Origin of the sequence: Caballeronia sp. LZ065 (genome assembly GCF_031450975.1) — a bacterium.
In the GTDB taxonomy this organism is placed as follows: Bacteria; Pseudomonadota; Gammaproteobacteria; order Burkholderiales; family Burkholderiaceae; genus Caballeronia.
In genome coordinates, this window is record NZ_JARUXV010000003.1 from 877427 (window position 1) to 899207 (window position 21781).

Annotated in this window: 22 protein-coding genes; 10 read left to right on the plus strand and 12 right to left on the minus strand. The window is 64.4% G+C overall.

The window, feature by feature from the left end; translation table 11 throughout:
- The first annotated feature begins 9 nt into the window (after window positions 1-9).
- Genes QCE63_RS23965 through QCE63_RS23975 form a run of 3 tightly spaced genes read left to right on the plus strand, consistent with a single transcriptional unit; the run spans window position 10 to window position 2503 of the window.
- The gene (locus QCE63_RS23965; RefSeq protein WP_309836489.1) at window positions 10-1218 is read left to right on the plus strand and encodes a beta-ketoacyl-[acyl-carrier-protein] synthase family protein; all 1209 of its coding nucleotides are present in this window, start codon (window positions 10-12) and stop codon (window positions 1216-1218) included.
- Window positions 1215-2021: a beta-ketoacyl synthase chain length factor gene (locus tag QCE63_RS23970; RefSeq protein ID WP_309836490.1), complete on the plus strand. Its 807-nt coding sequence runs from the start codon at window positions 1215-1217 to the stop codon at window positions 2019-2021. The genes QCE63_RS23965 and QCE63_RS23970 overlap by 4 nt, the downstream gene beginning before the upstream one ends.
- Window positions 2015-2503, plus strand: coding sequence for a hydroxymyristoyl-ACP dehydratase (locus QCE63_RS23975; RefSeq protein WP_309836491.1), 489 nt, complete (start codon window positions 2015-2017; stop codon window positions 2501-2503). Before QCE63_RS23970 ends, QCE63_RS23975 begins: the two co-directional genes overlap by 7 nt.
- On the opposite strand, the gene QCE63_RS23980 is transcribed toward QCE63_RS23975, so the two are convergent.
- From QCE63_RS23980 to QCE63_RS23990, 3 genes are all read right to left on the minus strand, one after another.
- The gene (locus QCE63_RS23980; protein WP_309836492.1) at window positions 2461-3231 is read right to left on the minus strand and encodes a class I SAM-dependent methyltransferase; all 771 of its coding nucleotides are present in this window, start codon (window positions 3229-3231) and stop codon (window positions 2461-2463) included. The two genes, QCE63_RS23975 and QCE63_RS23980, sit on opposite strands and share 43 nt — an antisense overlap.
- Before the next feature lie 699 nt (window positions 3232-3930).
- On the minus strand, window positions 3931-4695 hold the full coding sequence (locus tag QCE63_RS23985; protein WP_309836493.1) for a hypothetical protein: 765 nt from the start codon (window positions 4693-4695) through the stop codon (window positions 3931-3933).
- 218 nt (window positions 4696-4913) lie between these two features.
- A complete protein-coding gene (locus QCE63_RS23990; protein ID WP_309836494.1) occupies window positions 4914-5495 on the minus strand; it encodes a flavin reductase family protein in 582 nt (193 codons plus the stop codon).
- A 153-nt stretch (window positions 5496-5648) separates the two neighbouring features.
- Between QCE63_RS23990 and QCE63_RS23995 the strand changes: the two genes are divergently transcribed.
- From QCE63_RS23995 to QCE63_RS24005, 3 genes are all read left to right on the plus strand, one after another.
- The gene (locus tag QCE63_RS23995) at window positions 5649-6398 is read left to right on the plus strand and encodes a PadR family transcriptional regulator (protein WP_309836495.1); all 750 of its coding nucleotides are present in this window, start codon (window positions 5649-5651) and stop codon (window positions 6396-6398) included.
- 41 nt (window positions 6399-6439) lie between these two features.
- Window positions 6440-7270, plus strand: a complete 831-nt coding sequence (locus QCE63_RS24000; protein ID WP_309836497.1) for a siderophore-interacting protein — start codon at window positions 6440-6442, stop codon at window positions 7268-7270.
- Between the two features lie 61 nt (window positions 7271-7331).
- A complete protein-coding gene (locus QCE63_RS24005; protein WP_309836499.1) occupies window positions 7332-9068 on the plus strand; it encodes an IlvD/Edd family dehydratase in 1737 nt (578 codons plus the stop codon).
- Here the strand turns inward: QCE63_RS24005 and QCE63_RS24010 are convergent, their stop codons facing one another.
- The 6 genes from QCE63_RS24010 to QCE63_RS24035 all read right to left on the minus strand — a co-directional run bounded on the left by QCE63_RS24010 (window position 9069) and on the right by QCE63_RS24035 (window position 14344).
- Window positions 9069-9845 (minus strand): ABC transporter permease subunit, encoded by a 777-nt coding sequence (locus QCE63_RS24010; RefSeq protein WP_309836501.1) that lies wholly within the window; start codon window positions 9843-9845, stop codon window positions 9069-9071. It abuts the gene before it with no gap.
- The gene (locus QCE63_RS24015) at window positions 9842-10600 is read right to left on the minus strand and encodes an ABC transporter permease subunit (protein ID WP_309836503.1); all 759 of its coding nucleotides are present in this window, start codon (window positions 10598-10600) and stop codon (window positions 9842-9844) included. Before QCE63_RS24015 ends, QCE63_RS24010 begins: the two co-directional genes overlap by 4 nt.
- Window positions 10597-11457, minus strand: coding sequence for an ABC transporter ATP-binding protein (locus QCE63_RS24020; protein ID WP_309836506.1), 861 nt, complete (start codon window positions 11455-11457; stop codon window positions 10597-10599). Before QCE63_RS24020 ends, QCE63_RS24015 begins: the two co-directional genes overlap by 4 nt.
- Before the next feature lie 7 nt (window positions 11458-11464).
- Window positions 11465-12460, minus strand: coding sequence for an ABC transporter substrate-binding protein (locus tag QCE63_RS24025; RefSeq protein ID WP_309836507.1), 996 nt, complete (start codon window positions 12458-12460; stop codon window positions 11465-11467).
- A 188-nt stretch (window positions 12461-12648) separates the two neighbouring features.
- The gene (locus tag QCE63_RS24030) at window positions 12649-13398 is read right to left on the minus strand and encodes a GntR family transcriptional regulator (protein ID WP_309836508.1); all 750 of its coding nucleotides are present in this window, start codon (window positions 13396-13398) and stop codon (window positions 12649-12651) included.
- 70 nt (window positions 13399-13468) lie between these two features.
- Window positions 13469-14344 (minus strand): LysR family transcriptional regulator, encoded by an 876-nt coding sequence (locus QCE63_RS24035; RefSeq protein WP_309836510.1) that lies wholly within the window; start codon window positions 14342-14344, stop codon window positions 13469-13471.
- A gap of 502 nt (window positions 14345-14846) precedes the next feature.
- Between QCE63_RS24035 and QCE63_RS24040 the strand changes: the two genes are divergently transcribed.
- Window positions 14847-15542 carry a GntR family transcriptional regulator gene (locus tag QCE63_RS24040; RefSeq protein WP_309836511.1) on the plus strand — a complete coding sequence of 232 codons (696 nt, stop codon included), beginning with the start codon at window positions 14847-14849 and terminating at the stop codon, window positions 15540-15542.
- 13 nt (window positions 15543-15555) lie between these two features.
- On the opposite strand, the gene QCE63_RS24045 is transcribed toward QCE63_RS24040, so the two are convergent.
- Window positions 15556-16020, minus strand: a complete 465-nt coding sequence (locus QCE63_RS24045) for a universal stress protein (protein WP_309836512.1) — start codon at window positions 16018-16020, stop codon at window positions 15556-15558.
- Between the two features lie 164 nt (window positions 16021-16184).
- Here QCE63_RS24045 and QCE63_RS24050 point away from each other — a divergent pair, with 164 nt between their 5' ends.
- Together QCE63_RS24050 and QCE63_RS24055 are read left to right on the plus strand one after the other, a co-directional pair.
- Window positions 16185-17453: a LysR family transcriptional regulator gene (locus QCE63_RS24050; RefSeq protein ID WP_309836514.1), complete on the plus strand. Its 1269-nt coding sequence runs from the start codon at window positions 16185-16187 to the stop codon at window positions 17451-17453.
- Window positions 17454-17584: 131 nt separating this feature from the next.
- Window positions 17585-18253, plus strand: a complete 669-nt coding sequence (locus tag QCE63_RS24055) for an O-methyltransferase (RefSeq protein ID WP_309836516.1) — start codon at window positions 17585-17587, stop codon at window positions 18251-18253.
- A gap of 59 nt (window positions 18254-18312) precedes the next feature.
- Here the strand turns inward: QCE63_RS24055 and QCE63_RS24060 are convergent, their stop codons facing one another.
- Together QCE63_RS24060 and QCE63_RS24065 are read right to left on the minus strand one after the other, a co-directional pair.
- On the minus strand, window positions 18313-19887 hold the full coding sequence (locus QCE63_RS24060; RefSeq protein ID WP_309836517.1) for a SulP family inorganic anion transporter: 1575 nt from the start codon (window positions 19885-19887) through the stop codon (window positions 18313-18315).
- 82 nt (window positions 19888-19969) lie between these two features.
- Entirely contained in the window at window positions 19970-20617 is a 648-nt protein-coding gene (locus QCE63_RS24065; RefSeq protein WP_309836520.1) for a carbonic anhydrase, read from the minus strand.
- A 277-nt stretch (window positions 20618-20894) separates the two neighbouring features.
- Here QCE63_RS24065 and QCE63_RS24070 point away from each other — a divergent pair, with 277 nt between their 5' ends.
- The gene (locus QCE63_RS24070) at window positions 20895-21716 is read left to right on the plus strand and encodes an alpha/beta hydrolase (protein ID WP_309836522.1); all 822 of its coding nucleotides are present in this window, start codon (window positions 20895-20897) and stop codon (window positions 21714-21716) included.
- Window positions 21717-21781 lie beyond the last annotated feature (65 nt).

The following is a 21781-nucleotide window of genomic DNA, read 5'->3' on the forward strand; positions in this document are numbered from 1 at the left end:
GAGCCTGTAGTGAACCCTTTTCTGCTGACGCACTTCACCGCCACGAGTTGCGCGGGACGCGGCCTCGACGCGACGCGCGCCGCGCTCGTCGAGGGACGCGGCGGGCTCGCCCCATGCGACTTCGACGGGGCCGATCTCAACACCTATACAGGCCGTGTCGCCGGCATCGAGGACGAACCCGTCCGCGCTGATCTTTCAGCATTCGACTGCCGCAACAACCGGCTCGCGCAGATCGCGCTGACGCAGGACGGTTTCGATGCGCGCGTGCGGGACGCCATCGCGCGGGTGGGCGCGGCGCGCGTCGGCGTGTTCATGGGCACGAGCACGGCGGGCATCCTCGACACCGAGCTCGCCTATCAGCGCCGCGACCCGCTCACCGGCGCGCTGCCCGCCGACTTCAACTACGCGGCCACCCACAATCCGTTTTCCCTCGCCGCCTTCGTGCGCGCGTATTCCGGCGTGCGCGGGCCGGCGGTGTCGGTGTCGTCGGCGTGTTCGTCGGGCGCGAAGGTGTTCGGGTCGGCGCGACGCATGCTCGAGACCGGCCTGATCGACGTGGCCGTGGTCGGCGGCGTCGATACGCTGTGTCTCACCACGCTCTACGGTTTCAATTCGCTCGAACTGCTTGCGCCGGGACCGTGCAGGCCGTTCGATCTGCATCGCAATGGCATCAACATCGGTGAAGCGGCGGCCTTCGGGCTGCTCGAGCGCGACACACCCGAGGCCGGCGCTCAGGCGATCCGCTTCCTGGGCATCGGCGAAACGAGCGATGCGCATCATATGTCGTCGCCGCATCCCGAGGGTCTCGGCGCGCGCATGGCGATGGAACAGGCGCTTTTGAGCGCCGGGCTCGATGCGCGCGAGATCGGCTATGTGAACCTCCACGGCACCGCGACGCCGAGCAACGACGCGGCCGAAAGCCTCGCGCTCAACAGCGTGTTCGACCGCGTGCCGTGCAGTTCCACAAAGGGCGCGACGGGGCATACGCTCGGCGCGGCGGGCGCGCTCGAAGCCGTCATTGCCGCGCTGACGCTCCGGCATCAGATGATCCCGGCAGGCGCGAACACGACCGAACCGGATCCGGCGCTCGGCCTCGATTACGTCACGACGACGCGCCACACGCCATTGCGCGCGGTGCTGTCCAACTCGTTCGGTTTTGGGGGCACCAATTGCAGCCTGGTATTCGGGCTGGGCGCGCGAGAAGGGGCATCGGCATGATTCCGCTGCGCGCGTATATCGAAGGGATCGGGGTGATCGGGCCGGGGCTCGCGGACTGGCCGCAGGCCGCCGACGTGCTGACGTATCGCGCCCCGCTGCACGCCGCCCGGACCGCGTTGCCCGCGCCGGCCGGGCTGCCGTCCGCCGAACGTCGGAGGACGGGACCGGTGGTGCGCGCCGCGCTTGCCGCCGCGCATGAAGCGGTGGCGCAGAGCGGCCGCGACGCGGCGACGCTCGCGGCCGTGTTCGCGGCATCCGGCGGCGATGGCGGCAATTTTCACGCGATCTGCGAAACCCTCGCGAGCGACGAGCCGCAGCTCTCACCGACCCGCTTCCACAACTCGGTACACAACGCGCCGGCCGGCTACTGGAGCATCGCGACGCGCGCGATGGCGGCGTCGAACGTGCTGTGCGCCTATGACGGCAGCTTCGCGGCGGGGCTGCTGGAGAGCCTTGCACAGGTGAGCGTCGATGGCGCGGCGACCCTGCTCGTCGCCTACGACACGGATTACCCGGAACCGTTGCGCAGCGCGCGCCCGATCGACGATGCCTTCGGCGTCGCGCTCGTGCTCGCGCCGCAGCGGAGTGAGCGCTCGCTCGCGTGCATCGAGGCACGGCTGTGCGCGGCGCCTGTGTCCGTCTCCGCGCTCGCCGATGCCGCGCTGGAGGCGCTGCGCGTGTCGAATCCGGCGGCGCGGGCGTTGCCTTTGCTCGAAGCCATCGCTGCCTCGCGGACCGCGAGCGTGGTGCTCGACTATCTCGACGACATGCCGCTTGCCGTGGAGATCGAATCGATATGTTGACCGCTGCTCGAACCTTGAATCGCGACGAAATTGCCGCGCGCATACCCCACGACGGCGCGATGTGCCTGCTGGAATCCGTCGTGGCATGGGATGCGGAGCGCATCCGCTGCACGGCGACGAGCCATCTCGCCGCCGATAACCCTTTGCGCTTCAAGGACCGGCTCGCGTCGGTGTGCGGCATCGAATACGCGGCGCAGGTCATGGCGACGCACGGTGCGCTGGTCGGGACGGAACACGGGCAGCGTCCGCGCGCCGGGTTGCTGACGAGCGTGCGCGGCGTCGACATCTTCGTCGATCGGCTCGACGGGCTGGACGCGCCGCTCGATATCGAGGCCGAGCGTATCGGCGGGGATGAGAACACGGTGCTGTATCGCTTCAGCGTGCAATGCGCCGGGCGGCCGCTGCTGAGCGGCCGCGCCGCCGTGATTCTCGATGCGGGTCAGTCCGCCGGGTTCACTGCGCCTGGCTTGACGGCGCAATAGGCTGAGAAGATGCCGAGTTCCACCTCGCGGCGCACCTCGATGAAACCCGCGCCGCGGATCGCTGCCAGCACGGTCGCCGGCGGCACGCAGGCTTCGATGCTGTCCCAGTAGTAGCGCATCAGCTCGACGCTCTCCCCTTTCTTTCCTACCACTCGCGCAATCAGCGGCACCACGCCGCGCATGTAGAGCTTCAACGCCGCGAGACCCAGGCCGTGTTCGGGCCGCGTGATTTCGAGCACGCACACACGGCCGCCCGGCGCGAGCACGCGAAAGTATTCATCGAACACGCGGGTGAGGTCGCTGACGTGGCGCAGCGCGAAGCCCATGCTCAGGAAGTCGTACGAGGCGTCATCGCAGGGCAGTTGCTCGGCACTGCCGATGCGCGTATCCACGCCACCCGGCAACTGCGCCTGTCCGACCATGCCCGGGCTGGGATCGACACCGGTGACGAGCGCAGCGTTGCCGGTGATCGCGACGGCCTCCTTCGTGACGAGACCCGTTCCCATCCCGACATCGAGCACGCGCATGCCGCGCGTCAGGCCCGCCGAGCGCAACGCACGGTTGCGGTACCACGGGCCGGAGCCCAGAGCCATCGCGCGTTCGATCGCGTCGTAGTCGCTCGCGGTGCGGTCGAACATGCCGCGCAGCCAGGTGCGGCGGTTGGATTCGTCCGGGTAGTAGGCGGTCAGGGGTTCGTGCGGGACCTCGGGGCGGATTGGTTCACGCATGATGTTGGGGGTTCGGTGTGACGTTCCTTGCGTTGGCCGACGTGGAGAAGGCCGCGCACGGTTGATGATCATGCAGTTGCAGCGATTGAGTCATGAAAATCATGAAGGGAGATCCGCTGTAAGGTCGACAACGGAGTATCGCGGGTGGAGCGGTTTGCGTAAACGGGTCCTTTGGCGGGTGACGGCGGATCGGGGTCCGCCAGTGCGCCTGCTTGCGCATTCCAGTTCGACGCCATGGGCAAGCAGTCATCGCCCGCTTGCGAGCGCTCATGGTCGAGATGGAATTGGCCTGAACGGCGTCTGAGATGCGCCTTAGACGCGGAGTTCGAGCGAGAGGCGAATGGCAGATTGTCGGATCGAATTCAACAGGCTGCTGACCGGGTTCCGGCTCGCGGTGTTGCAGGCCTTCGCCGACTTTTGGCGCCTTCAGCGCCCGCGAGCCCGGGATAATCTCCTGTGATTCGGGTCCGCTTGGATGCGAGTTTGCATCGACGAGATCTGTCGTGATCCGCGAAGCGAGTAGAGATTCGCGGTGGGCGTGCCGCGTTCGAAGCGCTTTCGGCACGCTGCAATGCTGCCGCGCTGAAACCCCGTGACGCTATCGCGCTGTAACGCTGCATGCAAAACGCAAAATGCCCTTTGGCATTTGGTATGCAAAAGGCTTTATGCCAAATCTCAAACGACGTGAACGACGAGACGTCAGTCGGCCACGCCCGCTGCAAGCAGTGGTTCGTTTGCAGCGCCGCCAACGACGATCGCTGCCACCACCGCATTCATCGCCTCCGCGCCCATCGCCGACCGATCCACCGCCGCCCCCACTGGCGCCGGGGCCGGGGCCGGCGCAGGCAACGCCAGCGTGATCGCGCGCTGTGCGCGGCGCATCGAATTGCGCACACGCCGTTCCGGCCGGCTCAGCATGCCGCCGCCCACCAGCGCCACGAACGAAGCAACCAGCGGCACGGCAAGCAGCATCGTCGCGAACTTGAAGAGCCCGAGCCGCAGCGGGCTGCGCGCCGCCCACGCCGACCAGCCGATTGCAAAACAAACATAGGCGATGCCAGCAGGCGCGCCGGCAAGATCGGGCGCACCGATGAACTGCGCGAAAGGCAAAGGAAAGACGAATACGAAGAGCGCGACGCTCGCGAGCGCATGCACCAGCAGAGCCCGCCGGCGCCTTACCAGACCGCTCAGCGACCAGAACGCGAGCACCAGCACGAACGGCGGACACGCGGCCACGACGATAGCCAGCGTCAGATAGACCAGCACGCCTGCCAGCAGATTGCGCGAGTAGCCCGCCGACGACGCGTACCACACCAGATACGCCGCCGCGCCCGCTCCCACGCAGACGAAGTACGCCGCCATGCCGCTCTGCCCGTCGGGCGCGACGACGAGCCTCAGCAACAGCAGGCTCGTGAAAGCGATGAGATAGACCAGAAAACGCAAGACCGAAAAACGTTGCCGCATGCCACACCCCAGTTCCCCTGACGGTCTTGCGGTCCTGATTCGGCTGATATGCCGGGGAGACCGTCTGCGTCCGTCTGTCACCTGCGTCCGCGTTCGGGTGGCGGATCGCGAGGCTCAAGATGTCGCCGCCAGTAGCCAGTGAGGCGTCCGCGATCGACTTTTATTTATCGACTGAGGAATGGCAAATCTTTAGCGCGCCATGAAAACGCGCCGGCAACTCAGCGCGGCAGCGCCTTGGCCTTCTTCATCGCGGACGCACTCACGAAATTACCTGCGCCGAGATGGTGCTGCGTGTGCAGCGGCTCATTGGACTCGTCGAGGTGCCAGTGGCCTTCGGAGAACACAGACGGATCCGCGGCCGCCGCCACGACTTCCGCGAAACACGTGTCGTAAGCATCCTCGGTGTGCTTTTCGTCGATGAGCTTGCACTCGAGCCACGCCGCACAGTGCTTCTCGATGAGCGGCAGCCCGAGCACCGGTCCCTCCACCGTTTCGATGCCGAAGGCTTTGAACTTGTCGAGTGCGCGTCCGTCCGTCGTGCCGACCGCGTAGGTCATGTCCATCGCGGCCGCGCCCGGCACGATCACGCCGAAGGTTCCGCTCGCAGCAGCGAGTTCGCGTGTGAATGTGCGCTTGTCGATGACGATGGCAATGCGCGGCGGCGTGAACTCCACCGGCATCGACCAGGCAGCGGCCATCACGTTGCGACGGCCGCCGTGTGCGCTCGTGACTAGCACTGTCGGGCCATGGTTGATGAGGCGGCTCGCGTGTTCCAGCTTGACGGGAAGAAAGTGGCTCATGGGGTTTCCGAAAAAAAATGGAACGATTTCGTGATTTTAGGGGGCGACCGGCGCGCTCGCCGGCATCCGCTCGAAGCCGATATTTCACCTTGACAAACGCTCTTACGATATATATCTTTAGATATGTTTTACGACATATCTGGAGCGTACCTCATGAAATCCCGTCACTTTCAGCACGCACGTGAAGCCGGCTTCCGTGCATTTGATTTCGATTTTCCGTTCAGCGCGCCCGAATGGTTCGAGCGTTTCGCCAGCGAGCGCCGCAGCATGATCGGTCGGCACGGCCATGGCCGTGGAGGCGGACGCTTCGGCGGCGGCCCTGGCGGTCCCGGAGGCATGGGTGGAATGGGCGGCATGGGCGGGTTCGGCGAGGACGGCATGCCGCGCGGCCGCAAGTTCTCGTCCGACGACCTGCAACTGCTTCTCCTCGCGCTACTGGCCGAGGCGCCGCGTCACGGCTACGAGCTCATCAAGGCGCTGGAAGACCGCTCCAACGGCTTCTACGCGCCCAGTCCCGGCATGGTGTATCCGGCGCTCACCTACCTCGAAGAACTCGGCTACACGACCGTCGAGCTGGAAGGCAACCGCAAGCGTTACGCGCTGTCCGAGAGCGGCCGCGAGTACCTCGCGGCGAATCGCGAACGCGTGGACATCATGCTCGCGAAGCTCACGCATTTCGCACGCAAGATGGATCTCGTGCGCCGCGCCTACATGGGCGAGGACGTCGAAGACCCGAGCGGCGACACCGGCTGGGTGCCCGAGCTGATCGCCGCGCGGCGCGCGCTGAAGAAAGCCATGCTGCTGCGCACGAACGCATCGGCGGACGAACAGCGCCGCATTGCCGCGATCCTCGCCCGCGCCACGGCCGAGATCGAACAGAATCCCGCGCCGCAGCAGGCGTAATCAGGACGCTAGAAAAAACGGAACAAAGGAAACCGCATACGATGACCGATTCCATCCTGCAACACCGGCCCGACCTCGAAGTCACGCGTGTCCGTCACCCGCTCAAGTTTCGCCTGGTGCAAGTGCAGCGCGTGCAGACGCTCAACCCTTACTTCGTGCGCGTGACCTTCACTGGCGACGATCTCGCGGACTTCGTCAGCGCCTCGTTCGACGATCACGTCAAGCTGTTCCTCCCCGCACCGGGCGAGTCCATGCCCGCGCTGCCGGAGTCCACTCCGAACGGTCCGGTCTTCGATCCGTCGAAGCCGCGTCCGATCGCGCGCGACTTCACACCGCGCCGTTTCGACCCGGCCGCACGTGAACTCGACATCGACTTCGCGCTGCATGAAGCGGGTCCCGCCACTGACTGGGCGTCGCAAGCCGCGTCGGGTCAGTATCTCGGCATCGGCGGGCCGCGCGGATCATTCGTGATTCCAGCGCGGTTCGACTGGCATCTGCTGATCGGCGACGAAACCGCCCTGCCCGCCATCGCACGACGCGTCGAAGAGCTGCCTGCCGGCACGCGCGTCGCTGCGTTGATCGAGGTGGCCGAGCCAGCGGCGCGCATCGAACTCGACACGCGCGCGGACCTTTACGCGCAATGGCGTTATCGAAACGAAAGCGATCATCCCGGCGGCGCGCTGCTGCTTGCCTTACGGGAAACCTACATGCCCGACGGCGAAGGCTATGTGTGGGCCGCAGGCGAGGCCACGCTGATGCGCGCAGTGCGCCAGTTACTGACCACCGAGCGCGGCATCGACAAGCGGCGCATCCGTGCTTCAGCCTACTGGAAGCGCGGCGAGCAAGGCGTGCACGGCAGCATCGAGGACTAAGCGCGGACAACCGGACTCAAAGCCACGATAATCGCGTCATGGAGACAACCGGCAACCGGACATGACCGACGACACCAGCAACACACCACGCGGCCTGCGCAAATCGCTGACGAGCTATGGAGACAACGGCTTTTCGCTCTTTCTGCGCAAGGCTTTCATCAAGGGCGCGGGCTATACCGACAGCGCGCTCGACCGCCCGGTCATCGGCATCGTCAACACCGGCAGCGCGTACAACCCCTGTCACGGCAACGCGCCGCAGCTGATCGAAGCGGTCAAGCGCGGCGTGATGCTGGCAGGCGGCCTGCCGATGGACTTCCCCACCATCTCCATCGCCGAATCGTTCTCGCAACCGACGAGCATGTATCTGCGCAATCTGATGTCGATCGACACGGAAGAGATGATCCGCGCGCAGCCCATGGACGCCGTGGTGCTGATCGGCGGCTGCGACAAGACCGTGCCTGCGCAGTTGATGGGCGCGGCATCGGCGGGCATTCCGTCCATTCAATTGATCACCGGTTCGATGCTCACCGGCGCGCATCGCGGCGAACGCGTCGGCGCCTGCACCGATTGCCGGCGCTACTGGGGCCGCTTTCGCGCCGAGGAAATCGACGCCGAAGAAATCGCCGCGGTCAACAATCAACTCGTCGCAAGCGTGGGCACCTGCTCCGTGATGGGCACCGCGAGCACCATGGCATGCATCGCCGAGGCGCTCGGCATGACGGTGCCCGGTGGCGCAGCGCCGCCGGCGGTGACGTCGGACCGCATGCGCATCGCCGAACTCACGGGCACGCAAGCCGTGAAGATGGCGCACGAGCAACTCACCATCGACAAGATCCTCACGGCCGAGGCCTTCGAGAACGCGATGCGCGTGCTGCTCGCGATTGGCGGCTCGACGAACGGCATCGTGCATCTGACGGCCATCGCGGGACGCATGGGCTATGACGTCGACCTGAAGGCGCTCGACCGCATGGGACGCGAGACGCCCGTGCTCGTCGACCTCAAGCCTTCCGGCGCGCATTACATGGAAGACTTCCACAAGGCCGGCGGCATGGCGACCTTGCTGCGCGAACTCAGGCCCCTGCTGAACCTCGATGCCTTGACCGTGACGGGCCGCACGCTCGGAGAAGAGATCGACGCGGCGGGCCCGGCGTTCGTGCAGGACGTCGTGCGTCCCTTCGACAGACCGGTCTACCCGCAGGGCGGCATCGCGGTGCTCGAAGGCAATCTCGCGCCGGGCGGCGCGATCATCAAGCAATCGGCGGCTGATGCGCGGTTGATGGAACACGAAGGCCGCGCAGTCGTGTTCGAGAATGGCGCGGACCTCGCGGCGCGCATCGATGCCGACGACCTCGACGTCACGCCGGACGACGTGCTCGTGCTGAAGAACATCGGGCCCAAGGGCGCGCCGGGCATGCCGGAAGCCGGCTATATCCCGATCCCGCGCAAGCTCGCGGTGCAGGGCGTCAAAGACATCGTGCGCATCTCGGACGGCCGCATGAGCGGCACCGCGTTCGGCACCATCGTGCTGCACGTGACGCCGGAGTCGGCCATCGGTGGACCGCTCGCGCATGTGCGCAGCGGCGACCGCATTCGCCTGAGCGTGTCGAAACGGGAGTTGAGCCTGCTGATCAGCGATGAAGAACTGACGGCGCGCGCGCAGGCATCGCCCGTGACGGAGCCAAGCGCGGACCGTGGCTATCGCAAGCTCTTTTATGACACCGTGACGCAGGCGGACAAGGGCGTCGATTTCGACTTCCTGCGCGCCGCGCGCATGCGTGGCGTGACGCCGCGCGGCTGATCAGTTGCCATGCGTGAGATGTCGCTGCCACGCCAGGAACAGCATGTTCACCAGCGTCGCGAACACGAACAGCATCAGCGCGAGCGCCATGATCGTGCTGGTCTCGTTGCGGTTCATCGCGATCATCAGCAGGCGTCCGATGCCGCTCTGCGACGCGAACATCTCACCGATCAGCGTGCCCAGCAACGTCAGCGAGAAGCCAATGCGCAGGCCCGCGACCACTTCGGGCACGCACGCGGGCAACAACACGAAGCGCGCGAAATCGCCCGGGCTCATGCGATAGGTTCGCGCCGCCCGCGCGTAAATGGGCGGCATGTTGCGCACGGCGTTCATCGTGAACAAGGCGATCGGCACGATGCCGTGCATCACGCCGAATACGATCTTGGCCCATAGGCCAAGGCCGCATGCCAGCAGCACCACAGGATAGAGCGTCACCTTCGGGATCGAATAGAAGCCCATCATCAAGGGCTCCATCACGTCCCCGGCAAGACGGCGCGCACCCAGCAGCAAGCCGATGCTCACGCCCGCCACAGCCGAGATCGCAAACGCCGACGCGAATGCGAGCGACGTCACATAGAGACTCTGCGGGAAGTCCACATCGCTCACGATATGCACGGCGCGCTGCACGGTACGCAGGGGCGTCGTCAGCACATCGGGGCCGAGCCACTCGCTCAGGACCTGCCACAACGCGACGAGCACGACAATCAACACGAGCGCATCCATCCAGCGCTGTGCGGCGCGCGGCTTGGCGACAGTCGATGCAAGCGCCGTGCTCATGCCGCCTCCCTGCGGATACGCCGGTACAGCCGCTTCTCCGCTTGCCGCAGCAAGCCGTTGATCGTCGTGACGAAGACCAGCATCAGCACCATGAGGCCATACATGACGGCGTTGTCGAACGCGTTGTAGGCGAACGCGATCTGATAGCCGAACCCCGAACCCGACAACACGAATTCACCGGCCACGACCGCGATGAACGCATACACCACGGTCAGCTTGATCCCCCTGAAGACGAACGGCAGGCTGGCGGGCAGCGTGATCAAACGAATCTCATCGAACGTGCTCAAACGGCACACGCGCGCGGTGCGCAACAAGACACGCGGCACGCGTTCGAGACCGTTGAGCGTGTTGACGGCCATCGCGACCACCGCGAACAGGAAGCCGATGCCCACCAGCGGCCAGCGATTGAGCCCGAAGATCACGATCAGGATCGGATACAGCACGAACACGGGCACCGCATAATACGAGAGCAGCAAAGGGTCGAGCACGCGGCGCAGACGCGGCAGCCTGAACAGCGCCACGCCGCCGATGAAACCGGCGATCACCGCGAGCACCACGGCCAGCATGGCGCTGCTCAAGGTCTGCACGATGTCGAGGGTGAATTGCCCCGAGGCGAGAATCTGCCACGCGCTGAGCGCCATGCGCGAAGGCGGAATGAACGACACCGGGTTGATCCACGCGAGACGCGTCGCCACTTCAAGCAAGGCAAGCAGCGCGACGACAAGCCCGATGCGCCAGCGCGCCGCTTCATTCATGGCCGGCTCCCGAGCGCCTTCAATGCCTCGTCGCGCAGCAGCCCCCACACTTGCGCGGTCAGTTCGCCGAAGCGCGGATCGAGTGCGATGGTGCTGTCGCGCATACGCGACCAGCCCGTCTCGATGGTCGCAATGAAACGCCCCGGACACGCCGACATCACGCCGATACGGTCCGACAGCAGCACCGCTTCATCGATCGAATGCGTGATCAGCATCACGGTTGCGCCGGTATCGCGCCACAGCTTCAGGGTTTCGTCGCCCATCAGGAGGCGGGTCTGCTGATCGAGCGCGCCGAACGGCTCGTCGAGCAGCATGAGACGCGGCCGGACCACCATGGCCCGCGCGATGCACACGCGCTGCCGCATGCCGCCCGACAGTTGCGCGGGGTAGGCGCGCGCAAACGATGCGAGGCCCATGAACGAGAGCGCATGCTGCACGCGCTCGCACACTTCGTTTTCCGGAACGCCCGCACGGCGCGCGGCGAACGCGGCGTTATCGAATACATTGAGCCACGGGAAGCTCGCGTCTTCCTGGAACACGACCGCCACGCCATCGGGCACCTGTCGCCCGACCGCTTGCCCTTCGAACTCGACGGTGCCGCCGCTGGCGGGATTCAGGCCCGCGAGCACGTCGAGCAAGGTGGATTTGCCGCAACCCGAAGGGCCGACGACGGAGAAGAATTCGCCCGCGCGCAAGTCGAGGCTCACGGGTCCGAGCGCATGAAAGGGTGGCTTGCCTGCCGTGCCGGGATAGATACGCGTGACGTCCGACAGGCGCGCCTGAATGCGCTGCTCGCCGGACCCGGCGGCTTCATTCGACACCACCGAGATCTTCGTGCGACGGGGCAGCACGCTCATTGCGGCCTCACTTCGCCGCGCGCAGGTCGGCGGGCAACTGCGATTCGTCGATGATCTTCGACCAGTCGAACGCGCCGTCGGGAATGGCCTTGACGAGAATCAGGCCCTTCAGTACTTCGTCCATGCTCTTGCGATCGAAGCCGCCCTCGCTCCAGTATTTCGGATCGGCGTCGAGCACGTTGTTGATCGCCGAGGCCGCGACGGCCGGGTCCATCTTGTACTGCTTCGCAAGAATCTGCGCGGACTCTTCGCGATGCGCGGCGATGTACTGCACGGCCTTGCGGCGCGCCTTGATGATGCCGCGTATCACTTCCGGATGCTGCTTCAGGTAGTCCGTACGCACGATGCCGACGGTCTGCGTTTCGTTGGGCACGATATCGCTCGAACGGAACGCGATGCGCAACTGATCCTTCTTCGCGCTATAGGACGGCTCGGTCATGTAGGCCACGTCCACGGCGCCCTGCTGCAGCGAGGTCAGCATGCCGCTCGAACTGCCGACCGGCTTGCGCTGCACCTGCCCCGTCAGACCGGCGCGATCCAGCGCGATGGTGACGATGGTATCGGTCGTGGACTTCGGACTGCTATAGCCGATGGTCTTGCCCTTCATTTGCTGGATGTTGGTGATCGTGCCGTTCTTCAGTTCGACCCACACGAGATCCGCAAGGCTTTGCACGCCGCCATGCACGATGGTCAGGTCGACGCCCTGCTTGACCGCCGAGATCGCCGCGGGCAGTGCAACTTCACCATAGGGAATCTCGGACGCCATGGCGTTGCGCACTGTCGTGCCGCCGCCTTCGGAGGTGATGAAGCCCGTAACGTCGACGCCCTCTTCCTTGAAGAAACCCTTGTCCATGGCTACTGCGAAGGGCACGCCATACATGCCGTCGCCCCAGTGCGTGACGGTGAGCGGCGCGGCCTGCACGCGCGCGGCGCCTGACATGAGTGCGGCGGCCGCCATGAAGGACAACAGACCGGCTCTCCCAAGCTTTCCAAGGGCAAACATGTACGCGTCTCCATGCATGAGCGGCGGCGGCTTCCGTGGTGCGCGAAACGGTGCACAGGCGCCCGCCTTGTGATTTTGAATACGGTCATCGCGGATAACCGTGCAAGTTAATGTATGCATTAACTTCGTGAAAGTCCAGTTTGACGCAGGGCGTATATACCCTTGTCTCGCGCCCTTCAGGCGATGTCTCAGGCCTGCTGAATACCGTATTGCTGCAGTACGGCGGTCTGGTCGCGCCAGCCCCGTTCACGATGAGCGCGATACAGTGCACTTGCCTTCGCTGCATCGCCGCAGCGCAAAGCGTCGATGATCGTGCGATGTTCCTCTATCGACTTCGCGGGCTGCGGATGCGGCTGGACCCGTTGCGTGAAGCGCCTGACGCGATGCACCTGGTCGCGGCAATTCATCACGATGCTCCGCAATCGTGCGTTGCCGCTGAGCGCCACGAGCGTTTCGTGAAAGATCTCGTCCGCTTCGGCCCAGGTCAGCATGTCGCCAGCTTCGAGCGCGCGGCTCATCGTGTCGCACGCCTCGGCGAGCGGCGTCAGATCGACGTCCGGCTGCGCGGCCACGAGCCCCGCGGCCGTGGATTCGAGGCTGATCAAGACCTGATAGATGTGCCTGATGTCGGAGATCGACGTGGGAACGATGCGAATGCCGTGACGCGGCACGATCTGCACGAGCCCTTCCCCCTGAAGTCGCAACGCGGCCTCGCGGATGGGCGTGCGGCTGAAGCCCAACATCAGGCCAAGCTCCTGTTCGAGCAGATAGGACCCGGGCGTGAGTTCGCTCTCGATGATGCGGCGGCGCAGTTCGCCATAGGCGAGGTCGGCTGTGTTGAGGCGGGCCGGCTTCGCGGTGTCGACGGGATGATCGTTCGACATGACCTTCACGCGCCTCGCTGGATGCGGCGCGACCGTGCTGCGCGATGCGGCCATGCTGGACTCCCTGAAGGAAACTCGGCGTTGAGCCGATGGTACTGCATCGGGCCCGTCGGCATCGACCCCATCAGGCGCGCGCAAGATGGGCGACCAGTTTCCGGCATGCCTCGGGCAAGGCATCGGGCGAGCGGATGCCGATCAGCAGTTCGCGCATCGCCCAGGCATCCGTGAGCGGCACGAAGCCCAGCCCGTGTTGCCGCGCCACCGCCTCGGGCATCACCCCGAAACCGAGACCCGCTTCGATCATCAGGCACTGAGCGTCGTAACTCGACACCTGCATGCGCACGCGCACCGAGCGCCCGATATCGTTGGACGCCCGCGTGAGGCTGAGCGTGATGGCGGCATCGACAGGCAGCGTGATGAACTCGTGCTCGAGCACATCGGCAAAGGCAATCGCTTGCCGCTGAAGCAGCGCGTGCCCTGGCGGCGCGACGAGTACGAGATGATCCTCGCGATAGGGAGTCGTATGGATCGCGTAACCATGCGGAAGGGACGTGAAGATACCGATATCGGCCGCATTGCCGGCCACGGCACGCACGACCTGCACGCTCGGCTTCTCGTCGAGCTCGATGCGCACATGCGGATGCAGCACCGCGAACGACTGGAGATCGCGCGGCAGGAACTGCACGATCGACGAGACATTCGCCACGATGCGCACGACGCCGCTGGTCCCGCCCGAGTACTCGCGCATCTGCACGACGATATCGTCGATCTGATGCAGCGCACGATGCGCGAGCGTTCTGAGCCGCTCGCCCGCTTCGGTGGCCACCACGCCCTTGTTCGTGCGGCGCAACAAGCGCACACCGATCGACGATTCGATCTCGCTGATGCGACGGCTGACGGCAGCGGCCGCGATGTGTTCGCGCTGCGCGGCGGCGGCTATCGTGCCGGCCTCGACCACGGCAAGGAAGAGTCTCAGCGAGAGCGGATCGAGCGTCTGCATGAACGATGTCCTCGTTTCGGCCAGCAGTTCGCGACGTTTTTTTAGAGGCGCTGGCCATCGCATGCGGCGATGGCGGCATGACGAAGCGTTGCTTTGCCGTCATCGTCGCATCGCGCAGAATGCGCGCAAACGTTACCGTCTGAGGGAAAGACATGCAATAGGCATCTTTTGACGACATTCTTTCCCACGCGACTTCATATCGCCATCACGCTCGGCCGCTTATCGGCGGCAATCGGCCTCGGGGGCTTGTCGTTGCCGCAAGTAGTTTGAGGTGTGATCGGCCTCTCTCCCGATCGCGCGGCCGCGCGCAAGTCCGTTTCAGCCGCTCCTTCGGGGGCGGCTCTTTTTTGTACGCAAAATCCCCGACGCCGTATTGTCCAATGCATACATTAAACAATGCGGCGAGTTTCTTTTCTTATAATGAAGACAGCCTGTCGCCCGATGGATCAGCGGGCCGACCTGTCCTCCGTGCATCGACGGCAACGTTATCGGAAAGCCCAGCATGGCTCCAGCCCGACCCGTTGAAGCAATCAGCAAGCCACGCGAGAAATCCACCGACACGGTCTATTTCGCGCTGCGCGAGCAGATCCTCAGCAATGCGCTGCGGCCCGGCACCCAAATGCTGGAACAGGAACTGGTGCAGTGGTTCGGGGTCAGCCGCACGCCGGTGCGCGAGGCGCTGATCCGCTTGCAGAACGAGAGACTCGTGCAGATCATTCCGCGTCACGGCATGCGCATACGCAATGTGTCGCTGACGGACATCGAGGAAGTCTTCCAGGTGCAGACGAGTCTCGAAGCCACGGCGGCCGCCGCCGTCGCCGCGCGCAAACCCGGGGTGAAGGAGTTCACGCCGCTCGAAAAGGCGTGCGCGGACATGGACCGCGCGCTGGACAAGAATGACCGCGATGCCTGGTCGACGGCGCATGACGCGTTCTATGCGCGGCTCATCGAGTTGAGCGGCAATCCGCGTCTCATGCAGATCGTCGGCGAATGCGTGGATCAGGTGCGCCGCGTGCGCGAACTGACCTTGCGGCTGATCGCGCCGGATGCATCTCAGGCGCAGACCTTGCGCGGCGTGATCGAAGCCTTGCGCCGGGGCGATGCCGAGGCGGCCCAGGCGCTGTGCCGAAACAATCGCTTGCTCAATCTTCAGACGCAGGTCGAGGCCCTGCAACGCTACCGGATCCTCGACGTCTGAGCGTTGTCCCACGCTACGCACATTGCAAGGAGCGCGTTGACGGTGCATGCGCGATCAGCACGTTACGGCCGGTGCGGCGGCGCACGATATTGCGCACATGATGCATGCCGATGCCACCGAATGACGACCTGCCCGCACCCAGCACGACGACATCGACATCCAGACGGTTCGCCTCGAGTGCAATCACGCCGCCGATGCTATGGCCGTCCTCGGGAAGCCTGCGCGTTTCCCAATCCGCCTCCATGCCCGCGCGTGCGAGCATCTTTTCGCTGTGGCCGCGAATCGCCAGCGCGAGTTGATCGACGAGTTCGGGCACGTTGCAGAACGTCTCGACCGACCAGCCTGCCCACCACGGGGCGGATTCGATCACGTGCAGAAGGGTGATGCGGGCAGGATTGTCGCGCGCCAGTTCAATGGCCTTCGACAAGGCGGCCTCGCTGAAGCCGGGGCCCACGGCGACGAGAATATGCGGGTACATGGCGCTGCCTCCGTTCGTTGTACGGCACGCTTTCGAGTGACCGTCGTTGTTTGCATGAAGACATGATGGCCACGCAAAGTTAGGAAAGACTGAGCCTGCATCCTGCCGATGCTGCTCCGAGCGATAAATTAAACTGATGGCATCGACCTGCATGCCGGATACCCATGGACTCACGCGACCTTCTCAACCTCGCCTATCTGCGCGCGTTCCGCCTCGTGGCCGAGACCGGCAGCGCCACGCGCGCCGCCGCCGCGCTGTTCCGCGCGCAGTCGGCGGTCACGCGTTCATTGCAGGAACTGGAGGCGGCCGTCGGCGAAACCCTGCTGGAACGCCGGCCATCGGGCATGTTGCCCACGCCTGCGGGACGCGCCGTGCTGCTGCGCTGCCAGCGCATCTTCGCGGAACTGGAGGAACTCGCGCAGTGGTGCGCGGCGCGGCAGTCGCGCCGCAGGACGGCGGCGGCCAGCACGCTGCCGGCGTTCCTGCTCAACACGCGGCGGCTGCAACTGTTCTCGGCGCTCGCGCGCCACCGGCACATGCCGAGCGCCGCGCAAACCTTGGGGCTCAGCCAACCCGCGGTCAGCAGCGCCATCCGCATCATGGAAACGGGCGCGGGCATGCAACTGTTCTATCGCGGCCCGCGCGGCCTGCTGTTGACAAGCGAAGGCGAGACCTTCGTGCTGCACGTGCGCCGCGCATTGAACGAGCTGCGCCATATCCCCGACGATCTCGCTGCCCTGCGCGGCACCATTCAGGGCGTGGTGACCGTCGGCGCGCTGCCGCTCGGTCGGACGCTCATCCTGCCGGGCGCTATCGCACGCGTGGCCGCGCAGTATCCGGGCGTGCGCATCGTGACCGATGAAAGCGCGTACGAAACGCTCGTAGCGGGACTGCGCGCAGGAGACATCGATTTCGTGCTCGGCGCACTGCGCCCGAACGATGCATCGAGCGGACTGGTGAACGAGCGCTTCATGTCGGAGGATATTGTCGTGATCGCGCGCAGCGGGCATCCGCTTGCTCAATCTCGCGGCCTGGCACTCGCCGACCTCACCGCCGCGCAATGGATCCTGCCGCGCAATCAGGCCCCCGCGCGTGGCATGTTCGAAGCACAGTTCAAGCGCAGCAAGCTCAAGCCGCCGATGCCCACCGTCGAAACCGCGGATCTCGCGGTGATCCGCGGCTTGCTGCTGCATACCGACATGCTCGCGGCAGTCTCGGCGCAGCAATTGCATTACGAGCGCGAATCGGGGCAACTTGCCGTGCTCGACATCGCGATGCAAAACACCCGGCGCGACATCGGACTCACGCTGCGTGCGGGCGGCACACCCTCGCCAGCCGCGCGCGCGATGATCGACGCACTGCGTCTCACCGTCGATCAACTGGGCCACGACATGCGCCGCGATGCACAAGCGGCCGTCATGTCACGCGCATGACAAGCACAAGGTGCAATCTGAATCATTTATCGGGCAAGCGGCTTTTGTGCCGCGTACTTGCGGTGCTGTATGGTGACCGTTGCATATGACGTGAAACCGCAGGACATCCCAGCGAATAACGAGGAGTTGGCATGAACGAACAGCAGTGGATCGCAATGGACGAATACCTTTGCGAGCGAACTCAGGCGCCGGACCCAGTGCTCGATGCCGCTCTGCGCGACAGCGTGAATGCAGGATTGCCCGCCATCAACGTCGCGCCCAACCAGGGCAAGATGCTGCACATGCTGGCGAAGCTGCGCGGCGCGCGGCGCATTCTCGAACTCGGCACGCTGGGCGGCTACAGCACGATATGGCTCGCGCGCGCACTGCCTGCGGACGGCACGCTGCTGACACTCGAAGCCGTCGAAGCGCATGCGGACGTGGCACGCGGCAACCTGACGCGAGCGGGACTGTCGAGCGTGGCGTCGGTGATCGTCGGCGATGCGGTGCACACGCTGCGGTCCTTCGTGCGCGACGGCATTCCACCGTTCGATTTCATCTTCCTCGACGCGGACAAGAAAAGCTACCCGGCTTATCTCGATCTTGTCCTGCGCCTCAGCCGTGCGGGAACGGTGATCGTCGCGGACAACGTGATTCGTCGTGGCAGGGTGCTGGAAACCCATAGCAACGACCCCGACGTGACCGGCGTGCGGACCTTCTTCGATATGCTCGCCAACCATCCCCGCCTCGACTCCACCGCCATCCAGACAGTCGGAAGCAAGGGATGGGACGGCTTCTCGATGTCCATCGTGACCGACTGAGCCTGTGAGCTTATCGGACGCGTCTTGCGCGATACGCCGCGCAAGACGCGCTTCGAGCACTACTCCGATGCGGTACCCGGTCTTGCCTGACCGAACCAGCGGCTCCGGACCGGCGTGAACGTTTCCTCCTCCACACGCGGCATGTTCCGGCATTCGACATGCATGTTCCGCGCAGGCGCCGCGGCCACGAACTTGTCGATCTCTTCGCGCACGTCCGGGTCGACATAGTCGGCTCTCGACGCATCGAGAATCACGACGGCGCCGTCCGGGATCGCAGCGAGTTGACGCTTGAGCGTCACCTTGAAAAGAAACGACACGTCCTTGCGGAACGACAGAAGGTAATGGTCATCGTGCTGCGCCATCGTGATCGGGCGGCGCAGGTTGGCACGCACGGCGAGAAACAGACTGCATCCAATGCCGATGACGATGCCGATCAACAGGTCGGTGAGCAGGACGCCCGCAATGGTGGCGATGAACGGTGCGAAGCGTTCGAAGCCTTCCTTTGCAACGGCCGCGAAGAGCGACGGCTTGGCGAGTTTCAGCCCCGTGAAGATCAGAATCGCGGCAAGACACGAGAGCGGAATCAGGTTGATCACACTCGTCAGGCCGAACACGCTCACGAGCAGCAGCACGCCATGCACGAACGCCGACCAGCGGCTCTGCGCGCCCGCCGTCACGTTTGCCGAGCTACGCACGATCACGGAGGTGATCGGCAGCGCGCCGATAGCGCCGGCCAGCATGTTGCCGATACCCTGCGCCTTCAGTTCACGATCCGGATTCGCGGTGCGCTTCCGCGGATCGATCTGCTCGACCGCTTCGAGGCTGAGCAGCGTCTCGAGACTTGCGACGATCGCGAGCGTCATCGCAAGCCGCCAGACCCCGGGATTAAATAGCTGAGTGAAGTCGGGCAGTTCGAGCGCCTTCGTCAAGGCCGCGAACGATTCGAGCGAAGGCAATGCCACGCGATACTGCTCAGGCGGCGCGAAACCCGGCGCAAGACGCTCGATCAGCAGCGTGGCGCCCACACCGAAGGCGACCACCGCAAGCGGACCCGGCACCAGCCGCACGAGCGCGAAGCGGCGCAGCGCGGCGGTTTCCCAGGCTGCGAGCATGCCGAGCGAAACAAGCGCGATGAAGCAGGCCGCGAGCGAAATATGACCATAGGACGTGGACAGCAAGCCTTCGCCGCCCGACACATGGACACCATCGTTCGCGAAGCCCGCGGCCAGCGGAATCTGTTTGATGATCAACAGCAGGCCGATGGCCGCCAGCATGCCCTTGATGACCGACGAGGGCACATAGGCGGCAAAGCGTCCCGCCCGGAGCATGCCGAAGCCAAACTGGATCACGCCCGACAGCAGTACCGCGAGCAGGAATGCGGAGAAGCTGCCCAGTCCCGCGATGCCGCCGACGACGATCACGATCAAGCCCGCCGCCGGGCCGCTGACGCTCAATTGCGAGCCGCTCAGCAAGGCCACGACGAGACCGCCGATGATGCCCGCCATCAAGCCGGCAATCGGCTCGACACCCGAGGCATTGGCAATGCCGAGACATAATGGCAATGCGACGAGAAAAACGACAATGCCCGCGAATAAATCGCGTGGCAGATTGGCTAAACGATTAGCTGCTTTCATGTGTCATTCCGTTTGCGCGAGTAAATGCCTGCGAGCGTCGCTTTCGCGACATCGCATAAGATTCAACGGCTGAATTGAGTGCTTAGACTGTTTCGAGCAGAGCAGCGCCTACTTGTCTGCCGCCTTGATGACCGGATTCGTTTTCATAACCTGAGGCCAGCACGTTGAGATGTCCGTCATGCAGACCGAAGATCCACCCATGCACGAGCGGAGGGGTCTCGCGTTCACGGATGATCGCGTTCTCGCGCAGCAGGCGCACTTGTTCGAACACGCTCAGTTCGGCAAGCCGGTTGGCGCGGCTATCGAGGTCCGCAAAGGTCGCGAGATGGTCGCGATGCGCCTCGCCCAATGCGCATAGCGGCGCAATACGGCGATTGACATGCGGCAGATCGTTCGACAACGGCAGCAGGGACGCACGCACGCCGCCACAGCCGTAATGGCCGCAGACGATGACGTGATCCACCTTCAGCACGCGCACTGCATATTCCAGCACGCTCAACGTGTTGTCGTCGGATGGACAGAACAGATTGGCGATGTTGCGATGAACGAAGAGATCGCCGGGATCGGCATTCGTGACCGTTTCGGCCGGCACGCGGCTGTCCGAGCAACCGATCCACAACACGCGGGGGCTCTGACCTTGCGCCAGGCGAGGGAAGAAGTCCGCATTGGCATGCGCGGTTTCACGCGCCCAGGCAATGTTTTCCAGCAACATTCGTTTAGGTCGTTTCATCCACACTCTCCATAAGCGACGTTCAAAAAAAAGGGCCAATGTTTAACGCAGCATTGCGTGCATTCTTACGAATGACTTTCGCAGAAAAAGTTCAGGCGAGTCCAGAGAAAAAAATCAAATGCGCTGATATACCTGATTTTTCTGTGGAGCTCGCGATTCAATAGCTTTATTCATTACCTTGCATGCACTCTTCCGATGCATGCTCGCAAAGGAGGTTCGCATAACCGCCTGACGGCGTCTGTTAATCTTTGTGCTCTTATCTTGTCGATCTTCCAACATGACATTTCAGACAGGCCAGTCTGTTTCTTTTGCCGATTTGAACGGCGGCGCGTATCCCGTACGTATCGAATACGAATGGCTCAATGCCGAACGCGGCGACGCGCCCATCGCCGTGTTCCTGCATGAGGGACTGGGATCGGTCAGGTTATGGAAGCGTTGGCCACACATGTTGTGTGACCGGCTGCACTGTCGCGGACTGGTCTTTTCGCGTCCGGGCTATGGCCGCTCGACTTCGCGCCGGCCTGGCGAGAGCTGGCCGGTGAGCTTCCTGCATCAGCAGGCGCAGGTCGTGTTGCCCGGCTTGCTCGACGCATTGCGCATCGATTCCAGGGAACGTGCGCGCATGTGGCTCATCGGTCATAGCGACGGCGGCACGATCGCCCTGCTCTATGCCAGCGCATTTCCCGATGCCCTGGCCGGCGCCGCGATCATGGCGCCGCATGTGTTCGTGGAATCGATGACGGTGCGGGCGATCAGGGAAACACGCGCGGTCTACGAAACAAGTGCGCTTCGAGACAAGCTGAGCGCCTATCACGATGACGTGGACTCGGCTTTTTACGGCTGGAACGACGCATGGCTCAATCCCGAGTTCCTGCATTGGGACATCACCGCCGAGATAGCCGCGATACGACGGCCGCTGCTTGCCATTCAGGGACACGATGACGAATATGCATCGATGCTGCAGCTCGACAGGATCCAGGATGCCGTGCCGCACGCGCGCCTCGTGAAGCTGTCGCAGTGCAGGCATTCACCGCATCGCGATGCCGCCGATGCCGTGAACGAAGCGATTGCCGCTTGCGTCGAGGAACATCGCGAATGACGCTGGCGTGAACGCACGCTGGACCGACATGTGCTGCGGGCCGTGATAACGTGAACCTTATCCGC

What these genes read in the sequence shown, in the direction of transcription:
- QCE63_RS23970 (WP_309836490.1), top strand. Translation starts at nt 1,215, where the DNA reads ATGATTCCGCTGCGCGCGTATATCGAAGGGATCGGGGTGATCGGGCCG.
- QCE63_RS23975 (WP_309836491.1), top strand. Translation starts at nt 2,015, where the DNA reads ATGTTGACCGCTGCTCGAACCTTGAATCGCGACGAAATTGCCGCGCGC.
- QCE63_RS23980 (WP_309836492.1), bottom strand. Translation starts at nt 3,231, where the DNA reads ATGCGTGAACCAATCCGCCCCGAGGTCCCGCACGAACCCCTGACCGCC.
- QCE63_RS23985 (WP_309836493.1), bottom strand. Translation starts at nt 4,695, where the DNA reads ATGCGGCAACGTTTTTCGGTCTTGCGTTTTCTGGTCTATCTCATCGCT.
- QCE63_RS23990 (WP_309836494.1), bottom strand. Translation starts at nt 5,495, where the DNA reads ATGAGCCACTTTCTTCCCGTCAAGCTGGAACACGCGAGCCGCCTCATC.
- QCE63_RS23995 (WP_309836495.1), top strand. Translation starts at nt 5,649, where the DNA reads ATGAAATCCCGTCACTTTCAGCACGCACGTGAAGCCGGCTTCCGTGCA.
- QCE63_RS24000 (WP_309836497.1), top strand. Translation starts at nt 6,440, where the DNA reads ATGACCGATTCCATCCTGCAACACCGGCCCGACCTCGAAGTCACGCGT.
- QCE63_RS24005 (WP_309836499.1), top strand. Translation starts at nt 7,332, where the DNA reads ATGACCGACGACACCAGCAACACACCACGCGGCCTGCGCAAATCGCTG.
- QCE63_RS24010 (WP_309836501.1), bottom strand. Translation starts at nt 9,845, where the DNA reads ATGAGCACGGCGCTTGCATCGACTGTCGCCAAGCCGCGCGCCGCACAG.
- QCE63_RS24015 (WP_309836503.1), bottom strand. Translation starts at nt 10,600, where the DNA reads ATGAATGAAGCGGCGCGCTGGCGCATCGGGCTTGTCGTCGCGCTGCTT.
- QCE63_RS24020 (WP_309836506.1), bottom strand. Translation starts at nt 11,457, where the DNA reads ATGAGCGTGCTGCCCCGTCGCACGAAGATCTCGGTGGTGTCGAATGAA.
- QCE63_RS24025 (WP_309836507.1), bottom strand. Translation starts at nt 12,460, where the DNA reads ATGTTTGCCCTTGGAAAGCTTGGGAGAGCCGGTCTGTTGTCCTTCATG.
- QCE63_RS24030 (WP_309836508.1), bottom strand. Translation starts at nt 13,398, where the DNA reads ATGGCCGCATCGCGCAGCACGGTCGCGCCGCATCCAGCGAGGCGCGTG.
- QCE63_RS24035 (WP_309836510.1), bottom strand. Translation starts at nt 14,344, where the DNA reads ATGCAGACGCTCGATCCGCTCTCGCTGAGACTCTTCCTTGCCGTGGTC.
- QCE63_RS24040 (WP_309836511.1), top strand. Translation starts at nt 14,847, where the DNA reads ATGGCTCCAGCCCGACCCGTTGAAGCAATCAGCAAGCCACGCGAGAAA.
- QCE63_RS24045 (WP_309836512.1), bottom strand. Translation starts at nt 16,020, where the DNA reads ATGTACCCGCATATTCTCGTCGCCGTGGGCCCCGGCTTCAGCGAGGCC.
- QCE63_RS24050 (WP_309836514.1), top strand. Translation starts at nt 16,185, where the DNA reads ATGGACTCACGCGACCTTCTCAACCTCGCCTATCTGCGCGCGTTCCGC.
- QCE63_RS24055 (WP_309836516.1), top strand. Translation starts at nt 17,585, where the DNA reads ATGAACGAACAGCAGTGGATCGCAATGGACGAATACCTTTGCGAGCGA.
- QCE63_RS24060 (WP_309836517.1), bottom strand. Translation starts at nt 19,887, where the DNA reads ATGAAAGCAGCTAATCGTTTAGCCAATCTGCCACGCGATTTATTCGCG.
- QCE63_RS24065 (WP_309836520.1), bottom strand. Translation starts at nt 20,617, where the DNA reads ATGAAACGACCTAAACGAATGTTGCTGGAAAACATTGCCTGGGCGCGT.
- QCE63_RS24070 (WP_309836522.1), top strand. Translation starts at nt 20,895, where the DNA reads ATGACATTTCAGACAGGCCAGTCTGTTTCTTTTGCCGATTTGAACGGC.